Annotated in this window: 19 protein-coding genes; 13 read left to right on the top strand and 6 right to left on the bottom strand. The window is 71.4% G+C overall.

Annotated elements, in window-relative coordinates; all coding sequences use genetic code 11:
* Nucleotides 1-73: 73 nt before the first annotated feature.
* A complete protein-coding gene (dnaE, locus tag AB0L37_RS13765; RefSeq protein ID WP_365504000.1) occupies nucleotides 74-3,613 on the top strand; it encodes a DNA polymerase III subunit alpha in 3,540 nt (1,179 codons plus the stop codon).
* A gap of 95 nt (nucleotides 3,614-3,708) precedes the next feature.
* On the opposite strand, the gene AB0L37_RS13760 is transcribed toward dnaE, so the two are convergent.
* On the bottom strand, nucleotides 3,709-3,873 hold the full coding sequence (locus tag AB0L37_RS13760) for a hypothetical protein (RefSeq protein WP_365503998.1): 165 nt from the start codon (nucleotides 3,871-3,873) through the stop codon (nucleotides 3,709-3,711).
* A 245-nt stretch (nucleotides 3,874-4,118) separates the two neighbouring features.
* Between AB0L37_RS13760 and AB0L37_RS13755 the strand changes: the two genes are divergently transcribed.
* The 4 genes from AB0L37_RS13755 (at nucleotide 4,119) to AB0L37_RS13740 (ending at nucleotide 8,143) form a co-directional block, all read left to right on the top strand.
* Entirely contained in the window at nucleotides 4,119-5,372 is a 1,254-nt protein-coding gene (locus AB0L37_RS13755) for an NYN domain-containing protein (RefSeq protein ID WP_365503996.1), read from the top strand.
* 248 nt (nucleotides 5,373-5,620) lie between these two features.
* The gene (locus AB0L37_RS13750; RefSeq protein ID WP_365503994.1) at nucleotides 5,621-6,601 is read left to right on the top strand and encodes an ABC transporter ATP-binding protein; all 981 of its coding nucleotides are present in this window, start codon (nucleotides 5,621-5,623) and stop codon (nucleotides 6,599-6,601) included.
* Nucleotides 6,598-7,428, top strand: a complete 831-nt coding sequence (locus AB0L37_RS13745) for an ABC transporter permease (RefSeq protein ID WP_365503992.1) — start codon at nucleotides 6,598-6,600, stop codon at nucleotides 7,426-7,428. Before AB0L37_RS13750 ends, AB0L37_RS13745 begins: the two co-directional genes overlap by 4 nt.
* Before the next feature lie 34 nt (nucleotides 7,429-7,462).
* Nucleotides 7,463-8,143 (top strand): DUF2567 domain-containing protein, encoded by a 681-nt coding sequence (locus AB0L37_RS13740; RefSeq protein WP_365503990.1) that lies wholly within the window; start codon nucleotides 7,463-7,465, stop codon nucleotides 8,141-8,143.
* Nucleotides 8,144-8,159: 16 nt separating this feature from the next.
* Here the strand turns inward: AB0L37_RS13740 and AB0L37_RS13735 are convergent, their stop codons facing one another.
* From AB0L37_RS13735 to AB0L37_RS13715, 5 genes are all read right to left on the bottom strand, one after another.
* Nucleotides 8,160-9,089, bottom strand: a complete 930-nt coding sequence (locus tag AB0L37_RS13735; RefSeq protein ID WP_365503988.1) for a dihydrodipicolinate synthase family protein — start codon at nucleotides 9,087-9,089, stop codon at nucleotides 8,160-8,162.
* 370 nt (nucleotides 9,090-9,459) lie between these two features.
* Nucleotides 9,460-9,963, bottom strand: coding sequence for a Cys-tRNA(Pro) deacylase (gene ybaK / locus AB0L37_RS13730; protein WP_365503986.1), 504 nt, complete (start codon nucleotides 9,961-9,963; stop codon nucleotides 9,460-9,462).
* A 27-nt stretch (nucleotides 9,964-9,990) separates the two neighbouring features.
* Complete coding sequence (locus AB0L37_RS13725; protein ID WP_365503984.1) at nucleotides 9,991-10,767, bottom strand: LON peptidase substrate-binding domain-containing protein; 777 nt, start codon at nucleotides 10,765-10,767, stop codon at nucleotides 9,991-9,993.
* A 5-nt stretch (nucleotides 10,768-10,772) separates the two neighbouring features.
* Entirely contained in the window at nucleotides 10,773-11,792 is a 1,020-nt protein-coding gene (locus tag AB0L37_RS13720) for a hypothetical protein (RefSeq protein WP_365503982.1), read from the bottom strand.
* Between the two features lie 299 nt (nucleotides 11,793-12,091).
* Nucleotides 12,092-13,606 carry an oxidoreductase gene (locus AB0L37_RS13715; protein WP_365504249.1) on the bottom strand — a complete coding sequence of 505 codons (1,515 nt, stop codon included), beginning with the start codon at nucleotides 13,604-13,606 and terminating at the stop codon, nucleotides 12,092-12,094.
* Nucleotides 13,607-13,851: 245 nt separating this feature from the next.
* Here AB0L37_RS13715 and hisD point away from each other — a divergent pair, with 245 nt between their 5' ends.
* The 8 genes from hisD to hisF are packed head-to-tail and all read left to right on the top strand — an operon-like array spanning nucleotide 13,852 to nucleotide 19,566.
* A complete protein-coding gene (hisD, locus tag AB0L37_RS13710; RefSeq protein WP_365503980.1) occupies nucleotides 13,852-15,174 on the top strand; it encodes a histidinol dehydrogenase in 1,323 nt (440 codons plus the stop codon).
* On the top strand, nucleotides 15,171-16,271 hold the full coding sequence (locus tag AB0L37_RS13705; RefSeq protein ID WP_365503978.1) for a histidinol-phosphate transaminase: 1,101 nt from the start codon (nucleotides 15,171-15,173) through the stop codon (nucleotides 16,269-16,271). Before hisD ends, AB0L37_RS13705 begins: the two co-directional genes overlap by 4 nt.
* Nucleotides 16,268-16,861 (top strand): imidazoleglycerol-phosphate dehydratase HisB, encoded by a 594-nt coding sequence (gene hisB / locus AB0L37_RS13700; protein ID WP_026246354.1) that lies wholly within the window; start codon nucleotides 16,268-16,270, stop codon nucleotides 16,859-16,861. The genes AB0L37_RS13705 and hisB overlap by 4 nt, the downstream gene beginning before the upstream one ends.
* A 2-nt stretch (nucleotides 16,862-16,863) precedes the next feature.
* On the top strand, nucleotides 16,864-17,028 hold the full coding sequence (locus tag AB0L37_RS13695) for a hypothetical protein (protein WP_338695599.1): 165 nt from the start codon (nucleotides 16,864-16,866) through the stop codon (nucleotides 17,026-17,028).
* A gap of 9 nt (nucleotides 17,029-17,037) precedes the next feature.
* Nucleotides 17,038-17,676: an imidazole glycerol phosphate synthase subunit HisH gene (gene hisH / locus AB0L37_RS13690; RefSeq protein ID WP_365503975.1), complete on the top strand. Its 639-nt coding sequence runs from the start codon at nucleotides 17,038-17,040 to the stop codon at nucleotides 17,674-17,676.
* An 8-nt stretch (nucleotides 17,677-17,684) separates the two neighbouring features.
* On the top strand, nucleotides 17,685-18,410 hold the full coding sequence (gene priA, locus AB0L37_RS13685) for a bifunctional 1-(5-phosphoribosyl)-5-((5-phosphoribosylamino)methylideneamino)imidazole-4-carboxamide isomerase/phosphoribosylanthranilate isomerase PriA (protein ID WP_365504247.1): 726 nt from the start codon (nucleotides 17,685-17,687) through the stop codon (nucleotides 18,408-18,410).
* The gene (locus AB0L37_RS13680; protein ID WP_365503973.1) at nucleotides 18,407-18,814 is read left to right on the top strand and encodes a RidA family protein; all 408 of its coding nucleotides are present in this window, start codon (nucleotides 18,407-18,409) and stop codon (nucleotides 18,812-18,814) included. Before priA ends, AB0L37_RS13680 begins: the two co-directional genes overlap by 4 nt.
* Complete coding sequence (hisF, locus tag AB0L37_RS13675; RefSeq protein WP_365503971.1) at nucleotides 18,811-19,566, top strand: imidazole glycerol phosphate synthase subunit HisF; 756 nt, start codon at nucleotides 18,811-18,813, stop codon at nucleotides 19,564-19,566. Before AB0L37_RS13680 ends, hisF begins: the two co-directional genes overlap by 4 nt.
* The last annotated feature ends 26 nt before the right edge of the window (nucleotides 19,567-19,592 follow it).

The raw sequence follows: 19,592 nt of genomic DNA, 5'->3' as shown, positions 1-19,592 counted from the left end.
TGTCAGTGGCCGGTCGTAGACTTCCAAGCTGTCCCAGTCAGTCGCCCGGCGTTTGCCTATGGAGGCCCCAACCGTGTCGAAGCCGCCCTTCACGCACCTGCACGTCCACACCCAGTACTCGCTGCTGGACGGTGCCGCGCGGCTGAAGGACATGTTCAACGCGTGCAACGAGATGGGCATGACCCATATCGCGATGTCCGACCACGGCAACCTCCACGGGGCGTACGACTTCTTCCACTCCGCGCAGAAGGCCGGCGTGACGCCGATCATCGGCATCGAGGCGTACGTCGCCCCCGAGTCGCGGCGCAACAAGCGGAAGATCCAGTGGGGCCAGCCGCACCAGAAGCGCGACGACGTGTCCGGTTCGGGTGGTTACACCCACAAGACGATCTGGGCGGCGAACAAGACGGGCCTGCACAACCTCTTCAAGCTGTCCTCGGACGCGTACGCCGAGGGCTGGCTCCAGAAGTGGCCGCGCATGGACAAGGAGACCATCTCCCAGTGGAGCGAGGGGCTCATCGCCTCCACCGGCTGCCCCTCCGGCGAGCTCCAGACCCGGCTGCGCCTCGGCCAGTTCGACGAGGCGCTGAAGGCCGCGTCCGAGTACCAGGACATCTTCGGCAAGGACCGGTACTTCCTGGAGCTGATGGACCACGGCATCGAGATCGAGCGCCGGGTCCGTGACGGCCTCCTGGAGATCGGCAAGAAGCTCGGCATCCCGCCGCTGGTGACGAACGACTCGCACTACACGTACGCCCACGAGGCGACGGCGCACGACGCCCTGCTGTGCATCCAGACCGGCAAGAACCTCTCCGACCCGGACCGCTTCCGGTTCGACGGGACGGGCTACTACCTCAAGTCGACCGACGAGATGTACGCCATCGACTCCTCGGACGCCTGGCAGGAGGGCTGCCGCAACACCCTCCTGGTCGCCGAGCAGATCGACACGACCGGCATGTTCGAGAAGCGCGACCTCATGCCGAAGTTCGACATCCCCGAGGAGGGCTACACCAACACCACCTGGTTCAAGGAGGAGGTGCGGCGCGGCATGGCCCGCCGCTACCCCGGCGGTGTCCCCGAGGACCGGCAGAAGCAGGCCGAGTACGAGATGGACATCATCATCCAGATGGGGTTCCCGGGGTACTTCCTCGTCGTGGCCGACTTCATCATGTGGGCGAAGAACAACGGCATCGCGGTGGGCCCCGGCCGTGGTTCCGCCGCCGGTTCGATCGTCGCGTACGCGATGGGCATCACCGACCTCGACCCGATCGAGCACGGGCTGATCTTCGAGCGGTTCCTCAACCCCGAGCGCGTCTCCATGCCCGATGTCGACATCGACTTCGACGAGCGCAGGCGCGTCGAGGTGATCAGGTACGTGACCGAGAAGTACGGCGCCGACAAGGTCGCCATGATCGGCACCTACGGCAAGATCAAGGCCAAGAACGCGATCAAGGACTCCGCGCGCGTGCTCGGCTACCCGTACGCGATGGGCGACCGCCTCACCAAGGCGATGCCCGCCGACGTCCTCGGCAAGGGCATCGACCTCTCCGGCATCACCGACCCCAGCCACCCGCGCTACAGCGAGGCGGGCGAGATCCGGGCGATGTACGAGAACGAGCCGGACGTGAAGAAGGTCATCGACACCGCCAAGGGCGTCGAGGGCCTGGTCCGGCAGATGGGCGTGCACGCCGCCGGCGTCATCATGTCCAGCGAGCCGATCATCGACCACGCCCCGGTCTGGGTGCGGCACACCGACGGCGTGACCATCACGCAGTGGGACTACCCGCAGTGCGAGTCGCTCGGCCTGATCAAGATGGACTTCCTGGGCCTCAGGAACCTGACGATCATGGACGACGCCGTGAAGATGGTGAAGTCCAACAAGGGCATCGACCTGGAGATGCTCTCGCTCCCGCTGGACGACCCCAAGACCTTCGAACTGCTCTGCCGCGGTGACACGCTCGGCGTCTTCCAGTTCGACGGCGGCCCGATGCGTTCGCTGCTGCGCCAGATGCAGCCCGACAACTTCGAGGACATTTCCGCCGTCTCGGCCCTGTACCGGCCGGGCCCGATGGGCATGAACTCGCACACGAACTACGCCGAGCGCAAGAACGGCCGGCAGGAGATCACGCCGATCCACCCGGAGCTCGAAGAGCCCCTGAAGGAGACGCTCGGCCTGACCTACGGCCTCATCGTGTACCAGGAGCAGGTGCAGAAGGCCGCGCAGATCGTCGCCGGCTACTCGCTCGGCGAAGCCGACATCCTGCGCCGCGTGATGGGCAAGAAGAAGCCCGAGGAACTGGCGAAGAACTTCACCATCTTCCAGGCGGGCGCCCGGAAGAACGGGTTCAGCGACGCCGCGATCCAGGCCCTGTGGGACGTCCTGGTGCCCTTCGCCGGCTACGCGTTCAACAAGGCGCACTCCTCCGCGTACGGCCTGGTCACCTACTGGACCGCGTACCTGAAGGCCAACTACCCGGCCGAGTACATGGCGGCGCTGCTCACCTCGGTGAAGGACGACAAGGACAAGTCGGCCGTCTACCTCAACGAGTGCCGGCGCATGAAGCTCAAGGTGCTCCCGCCGAACGTGAACGAGTCGGTGCACAACTTCGCCGCCCAGGGCGACGACGTGATCCTCTTCGGCCTGGAGGCCGTCCGCAACGTCGGTACGAACGTGGTGGATTCGATCATCCGCTCGCGCAAGGCGAAGGGGAAGTACACCTCGTTCCCCGACTACCTCGACAAGGTCGAGGCCCAGGCGTGCAACAAGCGGACCACCGAATCACTCATCAAGGCGGGCGCGTTCGACGAGCTCGGCCACACCCGCAAGGGCCTCACCGCGCAGTACGAGCCGATGATCGACAACGTGGTGGCGGTCAAGAGGAAGGAAGCGGAAGGGCAGTTCGACCTCTTCGGCGGTGGTGAGGAGGACAGCGGCGAGCCGGGCTTCGGACTCGACGTCGAGTTCTCCACCGACGAGTGGGACAAGACGTACCTGCTCGCCCAGGAGCGGGAGATGCTCGGCCTGTACGTGTCCGACCACCCGCTGTTCGGGCTCGAGCACGTGCTGTCCGACAAGGCCGACGCGGGCATCGGGCAGCTGACCGGCGGCGACTTCGGCGACGGTGCCGTGGTCACGGTCGGCGGCATCATCTCGGGCCTCCAGCGCAAGATGACCAAGCAGGGCAACGCGTGGGCGATCGCCACCGTGGAGGACCTCGCGGGCTCCATCGAGTGCATGTTCTTCCCGGCGACGTACCAGCTCGTGTCGACCCAACTCGTCGAGGACGCCGTGGTGTTCGTCAAGGGACGCCTCGACAAGCGTGAGGACGTGCCGCGTCTGGTCGCCATGGAGATGCAGGTCCCCGACCTGTCCAACGCGGGGACGAACGCGCCGGTGATCCTCACCATCCCCGCCCTGAAGGTGACCCCGCCGATGGTCAGCAGGCTCGGCGAGATCCTCAGCCACCACCGGGGCGACAGCGAGGTGCGGATCAAGCTCCAGGGGCCGCGCAAGACGACGGTGCTCCGGCTCGACCGGCACCGCGTGAAGCCGGACCCGGCGCTGTTCGGCGATCTGAAGGTGCTGCTCGGCCCGTCCTGTCTGGCCGGCTGAGGCCGTAGGGCCGAGCGCGCGAGCGTACGACGAGGGGCTCGTCCGGACATCCCGGACGAGCCCCTCGTCGTGTGCCAAATGGCGGGCGCTGCCCGTCAGTTGTGGCCGAAACGCTTCTCGCGATGCTTGCGGGCCATGTCGCCGGGGGTCGCGGCGGCGGACTGGGCCTCGGCCTCCATCGACGAGGAGCGGGCCTGCTCCTCGGCCTGCGCGGAGCTCTTCTGCTGCTGGTTACGGTTCTGCTTGCGGTTCTTGGCCATGGTGATCTGCCTCCTGAGGGGGATCTAGGGGCCAGGGCCGGCTTCAGATTCACATATGACGACAAAAGGCGCATTTCAGAGAATTACCGTGCGTGACAAGGGGTATCGGCACGCGTTCGTCCGGCCTTCACGTCATCCGCCACGCCGAAGATCGAGTTCCGCCCGTTAACCCCCGCGCGGTCGGGCAGACTCGAAGGAAACCCGAAGCGAACGCACGGGCGTGTCGGCGAAAGAGGGTGGATCGCGTGGACCGTTGCATCGTCCTGGTGGATGCCGGGTATCTGCTGGGGGCCGCCGCGAGCCTGCTCGCGGGCGAACCCTCCCGCTCCCGTATCCATGTCGACCACACCGCCCTCATCCAGGGCCTGCGTGAACGCGCCGAGTCCGAGACCGAGCGCCAACTCCTGCGCATCTACTGGTTCGACGGGGCGCCCGACCGCGTTCCGCAGCCCGAGCACCGGCGGTTGCGCGTCATGCCCCGCGTCACCGTCCGGCTCGGCGCGCTGACCCGCAGTGACGGGCGGTGGGCACAGAAGGGCGTCGACGCCGCCATGCACGCCGAGCTGACCGAGCTCGCGCGCAACCGGGCCTGTTCGGATGTCGTGCTCGTGACCGGCGACGGGGACCTGCTGCCCGGCATGATGGCCGCCAAGGAGCACGGCGTCGCCGTCCACCTGTGGGCCGTGCAGGCCGCCGACGGCGACTACAACCAGTCCGAGGACCTCGTCGCCGAGGCCGACGAGCGGCGCGTGCTCGACCGGACCTGGATCACCAAGGCCGTCCGCGCCAAGGAACTCGGCGGCGTCTGCGCGCCGCCGCCCGTGCCGCGCCCCGAGATCGCCGCGATCCTCTCCGCCCCGCTGCCCGAGTCGGCGCTCTCCTCGTCCGGCCGCGCCCGGGACGAGGGGGTGGACGCGCCGCCCGTGCAGCACGCGCCGGCCGCGCGGGCCGAGAGCGACGCGGAGGACCGTTCCGGCGCGGGAAAGGGCGTGCCCACGCCGAAGGACCTGGCAGCCCTGCGCGGGCCCGGGCCGCAGGCCGGGCAGGCCGGACAGGCGGGGCAGCAGCCGGCGAACGCGACGCTGCGGTGGTCCTCCGACAAGGGGTGGGTGGAGCGGCCCGGGGGCGGCGGTGAGCCCGCCGAGGCAGCCTCCCTGCCGACGCTCGCGCAGCTCACCACGGCGGAGCAGCGGTGGGCCGACCGGGAGGAGGACATCACCACGGTCGGCGGGGACCCGTACGAGGTGGGGCAGGTCTTCGCGCGGCGGTGGATGGGGCGGCTCGCCGACCAGACGCTGCTGCCGAAGCTGGCGACCATGTACCCGCGGGTGCCGCATCGGATCGACGGGGAGCTGCTCAGGTATGCGGCGCGGTTCGGGCTGCTCGCCCATAAGGACGACCAGATCGACGAGCACGACCGGTATGCGATCCGGGCCGGGTTCTGGCGGGAGATCGATGTGCGGACCACTGTGGAGCACGCGTCCGCGGGGGATGCGTGACGCCGGCGCGTCTGCCGCATCGCTGTCCGTCGGCGGGTGCGGATTTCGTCGTGGCCGGCCGCGCCCCGCGGCGGAGCCGCTGATTGATGCGGCCCGTACCCCTGGCGGGGCTGATCGCGCCGCGCGGTGCCCCGCCGGGGAGCTTTTGCCCGACCCGGGCGCAATGCGACGCCCTTGACCCCGTACCCTCGTTCTTCGTGAGTACGCGCACCGGTGAGGCCGCCCTGGACCATAAAGGGGGCGCTGTCGTGTGCGCGGTGCGGGGGCTCAGCAAGACGTATTCCGCCTCTCGTGGGCGGCGTGGGGTGCCCGGGACGCCTGCGGTGCGGGCCACCGACGACGTGACCCTCGACATCCGGCGCGGCGAGATCTTCGGGCTGCTCGGGCCGAACGGGGCCGGCAAGTCCACCCTCGTACGGCAGCTCACCGGGCTGATGCGGCCCGACGCGGGCGGCGTGGAGATCCTCGGGCACGACATCGTGCGGTACCCGGAGCGGGCCTCGCGGATCCTCGCCTATCTGGGGCAGGAGTCGACCGCCCTCGACGAGCTGACCGTCTCCCTCGCCGCCGAGACGACCGGGCGGCTGCGCGGGCTCGGCCTCAAGGACGCGCGGGCCGAGCGTGACGCCGTCCTGGAGGAGCTCGGGCTCACGGAGCTCGCCGCGCGGCCGCTGAAGAAGCTGTCGGGCGGGCAGCGGCGCCTCGCGTGCTTCGCCACCGCGCTCGTCGGCGAGCGGCCGCTGCTCGTGCTCGACGAGCCGACCACCGGGATGGACCCCGTCGCACGGCGCGCCGTGTGGGGGGCCGTGGACCGGCGGCGGGCCGAGCGCGGCACGACGGTGCTGCTGGTCACCCACAACGTCATCGAGGCGGAGACCGTCCTCGACCGGGTCGCCGTGCTCGACGAGGGCCGGGTCATCGCCTGCGACAGCCCGGCCGGGCTCAAGGAGAGCGTGGCCGGCGAGGTGCGGGTCGAGCTCGTGTGGCGGGAGAAGGCGCCGATGCAGCTGGACGAGGTCGCCCGGCTGCGCGAGCACGCCGTCGAGTCCGGGCGGCGCTGGTCGCTGCGGCTCGCCCCCGACGCGGCCCGCGGCGCCGTCGCCACCGTCACCGGCGGCCCGGCCTTCGACTTCCTCGACGACTTCACGCTCGCCACCCCGAGCCTGGAGGACGTGTACCTGGCGCTCGGCGGGAGCCGCAGCAGCGTGAAGGGCCTGGTGAAGGCATGAGTGTCGTTCCCGCCGAGGCGTTGCAGGGGAGCCGGGCCGCCGAGCCCGCACCGCCGGCGGGGCTCGCCGACGACGGGCTCGCGCCGCGTGCGCGGTTCCTGCCGTCGCTCGCCGCCGTCTACCGCGCCCAGCTCTCGCGGGCCCGTGTCGCCCGGATCCCGCTGCTCTTCGTGGCGACGTTCCAGTCGATCGGGATCATGATCCTGATGCGCGGGGTCGTCGACCGGGGCGGCAGCGAGGCGCGGGCCGTCGTCGCCGGGTCCGCCGTGCTCGTCGTCGCCTTCGTCGCGCTGAACCTGCTCGCCCAGTACTTCGGCCAGTTGCGCGCCGCCGGGGGGCTCGACCACTACGCGACGCTGCCCGTGCCGCCCGCCTCCGTCGTCCTCGGCGCCGCGGGCGCGTACGCCTCCTTCACCGTGCCCGGCACCGTGGTCACCGCGGTCGTCGGCTCCCTGATGTTCGACCTGCCGCTCACCCACCTGTGGGTGCTCGGCGCCGTGATCCCGCTGGCCGGCGCCGCGCTCGCCGGGCTCGGCGCCGCGCTCGGGCTGCTCGCGCCGCGGCCCGAACTGGCCACGCTGCTCGGCCAGTTGGGCATGTCCGCGGCGCTGCTGCTCGGAGTCCTTCCGGCCGACCGGATGCCGGGCGTCGTCCAGTACGCGCGGGATCTGCTGCCGTCGACGTACGGGGTCGAGGCCTTCGCGCGGACCTTCGGGGACCGGCCCGACTGGGCCGTCGTCCTGCTCGACCTGGGGGTCTGCGCCGCCGTCGGCGTGGCCTCGCTGGCCGTGGCGACGTGGGCGTACCGCCGGGCAGCCGTCCGGTGACGCGGCGGACAGGGACGCCTGGCACGATGGCAGGGTGACCGCACCGTTGACGCCGCCGCCTCATCAGCCCCCGCACAACAACGGGCAGGGGGACCCGTGGCAGGCCCCCGATCCGATGACCGGACACCTGCCGCCCGCGCCGTCCGCCCCGCACGCAGGGCAGCAGGACGGACCCGGGCTCCGCACCGAACTGCGCGAGGCCGCCGTCGTGACGGTCGGCGTCGCGCTGGCCGGCCTGCTGCTCGGGGCGCTGTGGCTGTGGCTCGCGCCGCGGGTTCCGCTGGTGTCGGACGCCTCGGCGGTCTACCTCAAGGACACCGAGGGCGAGCAGGCCATCGGGATCGACGGAACGTTCACCCTGCTCGGGCTCGCGTTCGGTGCCGTGACCGGGGCCGCGGTCTTCCTGTGGCGCAAGCGCGGCGGGATCGCGCTCGTCGTTGCGCTCGCCCTGGGGAGTCTGCTCGGCGGGGTGCTCGCGTGGCGGTTCGGGGTCTGGCTCGGGCCGACGCAGGACGTCGCGGCGCACGCGAAGGCGCTCGGCAAGGGGGTCGTGTTCGACGCGCCTCTGGAACTGAAGGCCAAGGGGGCGCTGCTGGCGTGGCCGCTCGCCGCGATGGTCGTCCACCTCGGGCTCACAGGGTTGTTCGGGCCGCGGGACCCCGACCCGTACGCCACGTATTACGCGCCGCGGGACGAGGCGTCGGCGGCCGGCTGAGCGCTGGACGGAGCCGTCACAGCAGGCCGGCCTCGGTCAGGTGGCGGCGTACGTACGCGTACTCGGGCTCACCCAGGGGGACCTGGGGGGCCGCCGTGGCCGGGCAGGCGATGATGCCCTGGAGATGGACGGCCGCCTTGAAGGCTCCGAGGGCCGAGGACGAACCGCCCATGACCGCCGGGTCACCCGCCTCCGTGAGGCCGAACAGGGCGGCCAGGCGGTCCTGTTCGGCGCGGGCCGCGGCCCAGTCGCCGGCGCGGGCGGCCTCGTAGAGACGTACGTAACCGTGCGCGTCGACGTTCCCGAGGCCGGGGACGACGCCGTCGACGCCCGCCAGCAGTGCGCCGTCCACGGTCAGTTCGGACCCGGTGAGGACCGAGAAGGCGGGTGCCGCGGCGCGCAGCGGGGGCAGCAGGCGGCGCAGGGAGCCCTCGTCGCCGCTGGAGTCCTTCAGGCCCGCGAGGGTGCCGTCGGCGGCCAGCGCGAGGACCGTCCCGCGGCTCAGCTTGCTGTGCACGGCCATCGGGATGTCGTACGCGAACAGGGGCAGGTCCGCGCCCGCGCGCAGCCGCCGGAAGTGGTCGGCGATCTCCGCCGGGTGCGTGCGCGTGTAGAACGGTGCCGTCGCCACGAGCGCGTCCGCGCCCGCCTTCACGGCGTCCTGCGCGCGGTCCAGGACGCGGGCCGTGGTCGTCTCGATGACGCCCGCGAGCACCGGGACCCGGCCGGCCGCCGCGTCCACGGCCGTCTCCAGGGCGGTGCGGCGCCGGGCGTCGGTCAGGTACGCGGCCTCGCCGCTGGAGCCGAGCAGGAACAGGCCGTGCACCCCGGCGCCGATGAGGTGCTCGACCAGGCGCCGCACGGACGCGACGTCCACCTCGCCGTCGGGGGTGAGCGGGGTGAGCAGCGGCGGGACGACTCCGCGGAGCGGGGCGTGGAGAGGCATGGCGGTGACCTCCGAACGGTTCGGCTGCGGGAGCCGGCAGCTGGGACGTAGGACGTCCCATGTTCAGAGGTGACAGTGCGCCACCGCGCGGGCCGGTGTCAAGGGTGGTGCCCAGGAGGTCGCCGCGGGGCGGCTGAGAGCCTGTCTTTGAACCCCCGTCGTTCGCCCGGAGGGCGGGCGCAGCGCCGTGCGGCGAGGGTGCGTGCCGGGCGTCGGGGCGCAGGCGGGGGTCCAAAGACAGGCTCTCAGGCGGGCCTGCGCCCGTGATTCGCCTTGCCCTTCTTGATCCGCCACTTGCGCTTGCGCGTCTTCTTCGACATGTCCTTGGTGCTTAGCCGAGGACGGCGGGCTCGTCCATCCCTTCGGAGGGTCAGGCGCGCCCGACCGGGGCGAGCACCGCGTCGGTGAGGGCCGCCAAGTCCTGTGCGGACAGCTCCACTTCGAGCCCGCGACGCCCCGCGGAGACGCAGATCGTCGCGTGCTGCTCGGCCGACGCGTCGATGACGGTACGCAGCTTCTTGCGCTGGCCGAGCGGGGAGATGCCGCCGCGCACGTAGCCGGTGGTGCGCTCGGCGAGAGCCGGGTCGGCCATCGTGGCGCGCTTGCCGCCGACCGCCGCGGCGAGCGCCTTGAGGTCGAGCTGGCCCGCCACCGGCACGACGGCGACGGTCAGTTGGCCGTCGACGTCCGCGACGAGCGTCTTGAACACGCGGTCGGGGGAGACGCCCATCGCCTCGGCGGCCTCCTCGCCGTACGAGGGGTGCGCGGGGTCGTGCTCGTACGCGTGGACCGTGAAGGCCGCGCCCGCGGCGGTCAGCGCGACCGTCGCCGGAGTACCCCCGGACTGCTGCTGCTTCTTGGCCTTCTTCGCCAACGTGCCCTGTCCTTACGGTGGTTGAGGTCAGTTGAGGCTGGTCTGCTGTCGGGTCAGTTCCGTCGCCGGGAGCGACGGCAGATGCCGGATGATCGCCGTCTCCGCCCGCAGGAGCTTCAGTTCGTCGCGCAGCCGCGACGCCGCGTCGGGGGACTGGAGCAGGCGCTGCTTCGTCGGTACGTCGAGGACGGCCGCGGCGGCGACGAGATACGACACCACCGACGGCTCGTCCGGCAGTTCGGCGCCCGTCGACAGGGACCGCTCGCGGGCGCCCGCCAGACGCTTCTGGTACGAGCGGAACGCGCGCAGCACCCCTTCCGCCAGGGCGCCCGCCTCGTCGCCGTCCTCCTCGGGCAGCTCCTCCACCTCGGCCGTCAGATAGGGGCCGGAGGCGTCCACCGAGAGCAGCTTCACGCGGCGGGTGCCGGTGGCCAGGACCTCGAAGCTGCCGTCGGCGCGCTCGCGGATCGTCGCCGCGTCCGCGACGCAGCCGACGGCGTGGAAGGACGTGATCGGGTCGTCGCCGAAGCCGGCCGCGGGGCCCGCCCCGGCCTCCTTCGTCGTCGCGTCGTCCGGCATGCCCGCGGCGCTCGGCGCGACCTCGTGGCCGTCGCGGATGGCGACGACGACGAACTGCCGGGGCTCGTCGGAGACGGCCGGGTCGGTGTCGGGGATCTCGGGGGCTGCCTTCAGGAGATCGCGCATCATGGCGCGATAACGCTCCTCGAAGATGTTCAGCGGGAGCACGAGTCCCGGGAACAGCACCGAGTTGAGCGGGAAGAGCGGAAGCCGGACGGTGGTCACGACGGTCAAGCGTAATGGTCGCCGGACGCGCCGGGTCCGCCGCGCAGCGGCAGGGCCGCCGCGACCTCCAGGCGCACGGTGTCGCGCAGCTCCAGAAACCGGCCCAGCGGGTCGTCCGAGACCCGGTCCCAGGGGAACGTGGTCGCGTACGGGCCGATGAGGCGCAGCTGCTCCAGGGCGTCCGGCCAGCGCTCCAGTTCGGTCAGCACGCAGGTCAGTACGTTGCGCACCTCGGCGGGCCACGGGTCCGCGGCGTCGTACGCGCGGGACAGTTCGATCGCGAGGTCGGCGGCGGCGTCGAGGCGGCTGCGGGGGACGCCGTGCGCGGTGGGAGGCGCGGTCGTCGTCAGATACGCGAGGGCGGCGCGGGCCGGCAGGGCCTTGAGGAGGGAGCCGGGCAGGGCGTCCTGCGCGGCGCGCTCGGCGAAGTCGAAGCACTCGGCGTGCGAGCCGTACCAGGCGGCCGACAGGTACTGAAGTGCCGACACGTGGCAGCCGTAGTGGTGCGGGGAGCGGCGCACCGCCTGCGACCACAGGGCCTCGAACGCGGTGTGCGGGGCGTTCGTGCCGCGGGCGTGGTCGAGCGCCACGCGCCAGGGCACCGGGTCGCCGGAGTCCGCGTCGGACGCGGCGAGGATCAGCGGGGTGACGTCGCGCAGGAGCTCGGCGCGGGCCGGGGACGCGAAGGCGCGGCTCACCGCGAGTTCGGCCTTGACCAGGAGCAGGTCGGGGTCGTGGGGGGAGCTGTGCTGCCAGGTCTCGAACCACTCGGTGCGGTGGGTGGCGAAGGCGGCGAGGCGCTGGATGTAGCGGTCCCGGTTCTCCCACTCGGCGGCTTCGCGGGTGTGGGCGAGGACCTTGGCGACGGGGCCGGGGTCGCCGGTGCCGGCGGCGACGAGGGCCGGGGCGAGGCGGGCGTCGGGGGCGTCGAGGAGGACCTCGTCGTCCGGGGGGAGGCCTTCGGCCAGGGAGCCGGTGTGGCGGATCATGCGGGCTGTGCGGATGAGGGCGCGCAGGAGCGGCATGGTTCGGGCCTCCTCTGCGGGCGGGGGGAATCGTCGGTCGCGCAGGAATGACGGGTGACGGGGGCGGATGGTTGCGTGTGGGGGCTGGAATGTTTCGGGTGGGACGGGTTCTGGTCGGCGGGGTCGGGGCCGGGGTCCTCTGTAAGTGTGACGCGGGGGTGGGTTCGCTGTGCCGGGGTGGCGGGCCTGATGGAGCGGTGCGGCGGCGCTGGGGAGCCGCCTTGCCCACCCTGCCGCCCCAGGCGGCAGATTGCCCAAGGCTGAGGGTGCCCGAGGGCGGATGGGAAGCTGTGGTCGGGTCAGCTTCTGCGGAGGAGGCGGGTGGCTCCGGCTGCCACTGTTGTGGCCAGGATCCAGCCCAGGAGGACCAGGACCGCCGCGAGCCACTGCCAGCCGCCGCGCAGTTGCCAGCTGGCGGACTGGCCGAGGTCGATCACCGGGAGGAGGAGGTCGAGGGTGAACAGGGCCGCGTCCCAGTGCGGGCCCTCGCCCGGCTTCACCCGGGGGTGGTCGGCATGGCTGAACGCCACCGCGCTGACCGCCCAGAGCACCGCCATCCACACCGCCGCCCGGCCCGGCCGGTACCCGTAGGCCACCGTCCAGTCCTGGATGACACCCCATGTCTTCGCCGCGAACGGCAGCGTCTCGCGGCGCCGGCGCTGCTTGGCGAGGAGCACCTCGCGGGCGTCGGCGTCCTCGCCGCTGTTGCGCAGGACCGTGGCGAGACGCTCGTACGGCTCCGGGTTGTACTCGGGGGTCGCCGCCGCGATCCAGTCCAGGCGCCGGGTGAGCGGGAACGAGCCGAACGGGATCAGGTTCTCGTACTGGAATCCGCCCACCCGTAACTGCCCGGGCCCCGGCCAGCTCGTCGACTTGTCGATCAGGTTGACGACCTTCGCGCCGGACAGGACGACCCGCCCGCGCTGCGGCTTCTCGCCGAGGAAGCGCAGTTCGGGGGTCTGCACGCGGCGCAGCGAGATCTCCTGGTCGTTCTCCAGGGTGAAGCGCGCCGATTCGAGGTCGATGGCGTCACCGAAGCGCCCGTCGTCGAGCCGGATGCCGCCCACGCAGGTGAAGCGCTGGACGCGGGTGCCGCGGGCCGGGGTGGAGCCGCTGGTCTGGAGCGGGTTCCCGAGGCCGGCCGGGGTCAGGTAGAGGGTGCGTTCGACGGACATCTGCGGGGCGTTCAGGGCGAGCCGCCCGCGGGTGTTGGAGAGCAGGCTGCCGCGCAGCGAGAACGAGACGCCCACCGTCGCGCCGCGCAGGCTCATCTCGCCGTGCGTCTCCAGCATCTCGGCCTGGAGGTCCTGCCCGACCGACATCCCGTCCGCCATGATCGACTTGCCGCGCCGGTCGCGGAACACGACGGCCTGGTTGAGCAGCAGGTCCGTGCCTATGTGGGCGTCGGTGAGCCGGATCCCGCTGTGGAAGCGGCAGCGGGGGAGGTGCAGATCGCCCTCGGTGTGCACCCGGGCGCCCTCCAGGCGCGGCACCGAGCAGTCGACGAGCCGCACCGTCGTGAAGTGCGCCTCCGGCAGCAGCACCTCCTTCTCGAAGCGGCACTGCTTCATCTCGACATACGGGACGACCGTCCCGCCCGCGAGATCGAGGACATCCGTGATCTGCACGCCCTGGAGCTTGAGCGAGGAGACCCGGCCGTCCAGGGCGGGCGGCCCGGCGAGCAGGAGCCATGCCACGATCCGTGCCCGCACGCTGCGCTCGGGGCCCCACGCGTGCCCGCCGTGCGGGTCGTCCACCGCCGAGTCCCCGGCCCTGAGGTCGTAGACGCTCCCATTCCGGAACGCCTGCCACATTCCGACTTCCGCTGCGGTCAGCCCGTCCGGCACATCCCCGTTCCCGTTGCCGGCCGCCGTCCCGTCGACCACGACTGCTCTTCCTCCCCGTACGTTTCGTACAACTGTTCATGCCCGCTGAGTGACCGTCTGAACGCTAGTGGTGAAGGTCATCTTCCGGGGCCGGAACGAGAGCCGGATCAGGTCGTGTATCAGCCATTGATACGGGCGGCCGACGGCAAACCCGCGTCTGAGAGAATTGGTGCGTGATCTCTCGAATCGATCTGCGCGGCGCCGCCCTCCCCGAGGGTCAGGCCCTGCGCTCGCTGCTGCCCCGTGCCGACTTCGACGTCTCGGCCGCCCTGGACAAGGTGCGTCCGATCTGCGAGGACGTGCATCATCGCGGCGACGCGGCGCTGATCGAGTACGCGGAGAAATTCGACGGTGTGAAGCTGGAGAGCGTCCGGGTTCCGGCCGAGGCCATCGCCGAGGCCCTGGAGACGCTCGACCCGGCCGTCCGCGCCGCCCTGGAGGAGTCGATCCGGCGCGCCCGGATCGTGCACCGCGCTCAGCGTCGTACGACCGAGACCACGCAGGTCGTCCCCGGTGGCACCGTCACCGAGAAGTGGGTCCCGGTCGACCGCGTCGGGCTGTACGCGCCCGGCGGCCGTGCCGTCTACCCGTCCTCCGTGATCATGGATGTGGTCCCGGCGCAGGAGGCCGAGGTCCCCTCGATCGCGCTCGCCTCCCCGGCCCAGGCCGACTTCGGCGGCCTTCCGCACCCGACGATCCTGGCGGCCTGCGCGCTGCTCGGCGTCGACGAGGTGTACGCGGCCGGCGGCGCCACCGCCGTCGCGATGTTCGCGTACGGCACCGAGTCCTGCCCGTCCGCGCCGATGGTGATGGGCCCGGGCAACATCTGGGTGGCCGCCGCCAAGCGCTACTTCACCGGCGTCATCGGCATCGACTCCGAGGCGGGCCCGACGGAGATCGCCGTCCTCGCGGACGCGACCGCCGACCCGGTGCACGTCGCGGCCGACCTGATCAGCCAGGCCGAGCACGACCCGCTCGCCGCCTCCGTCCTCGTCACCGACTCCGAGGAGCTCGCCGCCGGCGTGGCCAAGGAGCTCGAAGCGCAGGTCGCGGTCGCCAAGCACCGCGAGGAGCGGATCGTCCCCGCGCTCACCGGCAAGCAGTCCGCGATCGTCCTCGTCGACTCCGTCGAGGACGGACTCGCCGTCGTGAACGCGTACGGGGCCGAGCACCTGGAGATCCAGACCGCCGACGCCGCCGCCGTGGCCGAAAAGGTGCGCAACGCGGGCGCCGTGTTCGTCGGCCCGTGGGCCCCGGTCTCGCTCGGCGACTACGCCGCCGGGTCGAACCACGTGCTGCCCACCGGCGGCTGCGCCTGCCACTCCTCGGGCCTGTCCGTGCAGTCCTTCCTGCGCGGCATCCACGTCGTGGACTACAGCCGCGACGCCCTCGCCGAGATCACCCGGCATGTGGTGACCCTCTCGGAGGCCGAGGACCTGCCCGCGCACGGCGCCGCCCTCAAGGCCCGGTTCGGATGGAAGGTGCCCACCGTATGACCGGCATGGACGACCTTCCCGTCCGCGACGAGCTGCGCGGCAAGTCCCCTTACGGAGCACCGCAGTTGGACGTCGCCGTCCGGCTGAACACGAACGAGAACCCGTATCCGCTGCCCGAGCCCCTCGTGCGGCGGATCGCCGAGCGGGTCGCGGACGCGGCCAGGAACCTCAACCGCTACCCGGACCGGGACGCGGTCGAGCTGCGCACCGGACTCGCCGCGTATCTGACCAGGACCACCGGGTACGAGGTCACGTACGAGCAGGTGTGGGCGGCCAACGGGTCGAACGAGGTGCTCCAGCAGCTGCTCCAGGCCTTCGGCGGCCCGGGGCGTACGGCGCTCGGCTTCGAGCCCTCGTACTCGATGCACCCGCTGCTCGCCCGCGGCACCAACACCGGCTGGGTCAGCGCCCCGCGCCTGCCGGACTTCTCGCTGGACGTGCCGGGTGCGATCGAGGCGATCCGTACGCACAGGCCGAGCGTCGTCTTCATCACCAGCCCCAACAACCCGACCGGTAACGCGGTGGCGGCCGAGGACGTCCTCGCGCTGTACGAGGCGGCCGGGCGGGACGCGATGGTGATCGTCGACGAGGCGTACACCGAGTTCAGCCACGGCGACTCGCTGCTCTCCCTGCTCGACGGGCGGCCCAACCTCGTCATCTCGCGCACCATGTCCAAGGCGTTCGGCGCGGCCGGGCTGCGGCTCGGCTACCTCGCCGCCGACCCGGCGGTGGTCGACGCCGTTCAACTGGTGCGCCTGCCCTACCACTTGTCGGCCGTCAACCAGGCCACGGCGCTCGCCGCCCTGGAGTACACCGACACCCTGCTCCAGTACGTGGAGCAGCTGAAGGCCGAACGCGACCGCGTGGTCGCCGAGTTGAAGGGCCTCGGCTTCGACGTGACCGTCGCCGACGCCAACTTCATCCAGTTCGGTGTCTTCGAAGACCCGCATGCCGTCTGGCAGTTCATCCTCGACCGCGGTGTCCTCATCCGCGACAACGGAGTGCCGGGACGCCTGCGGATGTCCGTCGGCACCCCCGGGGAGAACGACGCGTTCCTGGACGCGGCCCGTGAAGTCAAGAAGGAGTTCGGCGCATGAGCCGCGTAGGACGTATTGAGCGCGTGACGAAGGAGACCTCCGTCCTCGTCGAGATCGATCTCGACGGGAGCGGCAAGGTCGACGTGTCGACCGGGGTCGGCTTCTACGACCACATGCTCGACCAGCTCGGCCGCCACGGCCTCTTCGACCTCACGGTCAAGACCGAGGGCGACCTGCACATCGACTCGCACCACACCATCGAGGACACCGCCCTCGCCCTCGGCGCCGCCTTCAAGCAGGCGCTCGGCGACAAGGTCGGCATCTACCGCTTCGGCAACTGCACCGTCCCGCTCGACGAGTCCCTCGCCCAGGTGACCGTCGACCTCTCCGGCCGCCCCTACCTCGTGCACACCGAGCCCGAGAAGATGGCGCCGATGATCGGCGAGTACGACACGACGATGACCCGGCACATCCTGGAGTCCTTCGTCGCGCAGGCGCAGATCGCCCTGCACGTGCACGTCCCGTACGGGCGCAACGCGCACCACATCGTGGAGTGCCAGTTCAAGGCCCTCGCCCGCGCCCTGCGCTACGCGAGCGAGCGCGACCCGCGCGCCGCCGGCATCCTCCCGTCCACGAAGGGTGCCCTCTAGCCATGAACGGCCTCGCGACCGTCCTCATCGTCCTCGGCCTCTTCCTGCTCGGCGGCGTCTACTCGTTCGTCAAGCAGGGCATGGGCAAGAGCCTCATCACGCTCCTCTCGATCAGCGCCGCCCTGTGCCTGGTCGCGGGCGTGCTGCGGCTCGACTACTGGAACTGACCCACTGCCATGACTGCCAAGAAAGTTGTCGTCTTCGACTACGGCTTCGGGAACGTGCGCTCCGCCGAGCGCGCCCTCGCCCGCACGGGCGCCGACGTCGAGATAACGCGTGACTTCGCCAAGGCCATGAACGCGGACGGGCTGCTCGTGCCCGGCGTCGGTGCCTTCGCCGCCTGCATGAAGGGCCTCACCGACGCCCGCGGCGACTGGATCGTCGGCCGCCGTCTGTCCGGCGGGCGTCCCGTCATGGGCATCTGCGTCGGCATGCAGATCCTGTTCGCGCGCGGTATCGAGCACGGCGTCGAGGCCGAGGGCCTCGACGAGTGGCCCGGCGTCGTCGAACCGCTCAAGGCCGACGTCGTCCCGCACATGGGCTGGAACACCGTGCGCGCGCCCGAGGACAGCCAGTTGTTCGCCGGTCTCGACGCCGACGAGCGCTACTACTTCGTGCACTCGTACGCGGTGCGGCGCTGGGAGCTCGAGACCCACAACCCCACCATCCGTTCCCCCAAGGTCACATGGGCCACCCACGGCGAGCCGTTCGTCGCCGCCGTCGAGAACGGCGCGCTGTGGGCGACGCAGTTCCACCCCGAGAAGTCCGGCGACGCCGGAGCCCAGCTGCTGAAGAACTGGATCGGAACGCTGTGAGCACCTCCGTGAACAAGCTTGAACTCCTGCCCGCCGTCGACGTCCGCGACGGCCAGGCCGTCCGCCTCGTGCACGGCGAGTCCGGCTCCGAGACGTCCTACGGCTCCCCGCTCGAAGCCGCCCTCGCCTGGCAGAACGCCGGCGCCGAGTGGCTGCACCTGGTCGACCTGGACGCCGCGTTCGGCACCGGCGACAACCGCGCCCTGATCCGCGAGGTCAGCCAGGCCATGGACATCAAGGTGGAGCTGTCCGGCGGCATCCGCGACGACGACACGCTCGCCGCCGCCCTCGCCACCGGCTGCACCCGCGTGAACCTCGGCACCGCCGCCCTGGAGACCCCCGAGTGGGTCGCCAAGGTCATCGCCGAGCACGGCGACAAGATCGCGGTCGGTCTCGACGTGCGCGGCACGACGCTGCGCGGCCGCGGCTGGACCCGCGACGGCGGCGACCTCTACGAGACGCTCGAGCGCCTCAACGCCGAGGGCTGCGCCCGCTACGTCGTCACCGACATCGCCAAGGACGGCACGCTCCAGGGCCCGAACCTGGAGCTCCTGAAGAACGTCTGCGCGGCCACGGACCGTCCGGTCGTCGCCTCCGGCGGCGTCTCCTCCCTGGACGACCTGCGCGCCATCGCCGAGCTCGTGCCGCTGGGCGTCGAGGGCTCCATCGTCGGCAAGGCGCTGTACGCCAAGGCGTTCACCCTTGAAGAGGCGCTCGCGGCGGTCTCGTCATGAGCGACAGCGACGCCGTCCGCCGGGTGCAGTCCGGGGCTCCCTGGGAGGAGGCCTTCGGATACGCGCGCGCCGTCGAGCTGCCGAACGGGCTCGTCCTGGTCTCCGGCTGCACCTCCGTCGTCAACGGCGTCATCGCCGAGGGCGGCCCGTACGAGCAGGCGGTCAACGCGTTCACCGTGGCGTTCGACGCGCTCGCCGAACTGGGCCTGACCCGCGACGACGTCGTCCGCACCCGTATGTATCTCACGCACGTCCGGGACGTGGACGAGGTCGGCAGGGCCCACAAGGAGCTGTTCGACACCGTCCGTCCCGCCGCGTCCATGCTGATCGTCTCCGGCTTCGTCGACCCGTCGCTGGTCGTCGAGGTGGAGGTCGAGGCGTACCGAGGAGCCGGCGCATCATGAGTCTCGCCGTACGAGTCATCCCCTGCCTCGACGTCGACAACGGTCGCGTCGTCAAGGGCGTCAACTTCCAGAACCTGCGCGACGCGGGCGACCCCGTCGAGATGGCGAAGGTGTACGACGCCGAGGGCGCCGACGAGTTGACGTTCCTGGACATCACCGCGTCGTCCGGCAACCGCGAGACCACGTACGACGTGGTGCGCCGCACCGCCGAGCAGGTCTTCATCCCGCTCACGGTCGGCGGCGGCGTGCGCACGGCGGAGGACGTCGACAAGCTGCTGCGCGCGGGCGCGGACAAGGTCGGCGTCAACACCGCCGCGATCGGCCGGCCCGACCTCATCCGCGAGATCGCCGAGCGGTTCGGCCGGCAGGTGCTCGTCCTGTCCGTGGACGCGCGCCGCACCGAGTCGGGGTCCTTCGAGGTCACGACGCACGGCGGCCGGAAGTCCGCGGGCATCGACGCCGTCGAATGGGCGCACCAGGCAGCCGAGTTGGGCGCGGGCGAGATCCTGCTCAACTCGATGGACGCCGACGGCACCAAGGACGGCTACGACATCGAGATGATCGAGGCCGTCCGCAAGCACGTGACCGTCCCGGTGATCGCCTCCGGCGGCGCCGGCCGCCTCGATCACTTCGCGCCGGCCGTCGCGGCCGGGGCCGACGCGGTCCTTGCCGCGTCCGTGTTCCACTTCGGCGATCTGCGGATCGGCGAGGTGAAGCAGGCGCTGCGCACGGCCGGACACCCGGTGCGCTGACCGCTTTTCCGTGCGAGGGGCCCCGA

It is taken from the genome of Streptomyces sp. NPDC052225 (assembly GCF_040679615.1).
Classification (GTDB): Bacteria; Actinomycetota; Actinomycetes; order Streptomycetales; family Streptomycetaceae; genus Streptomyces.
The sequence above is the reverse complement of the archived record's forward strand: the minus strand, read 5'-3'. Positions and strand labels throughout refer to the sequence as shown.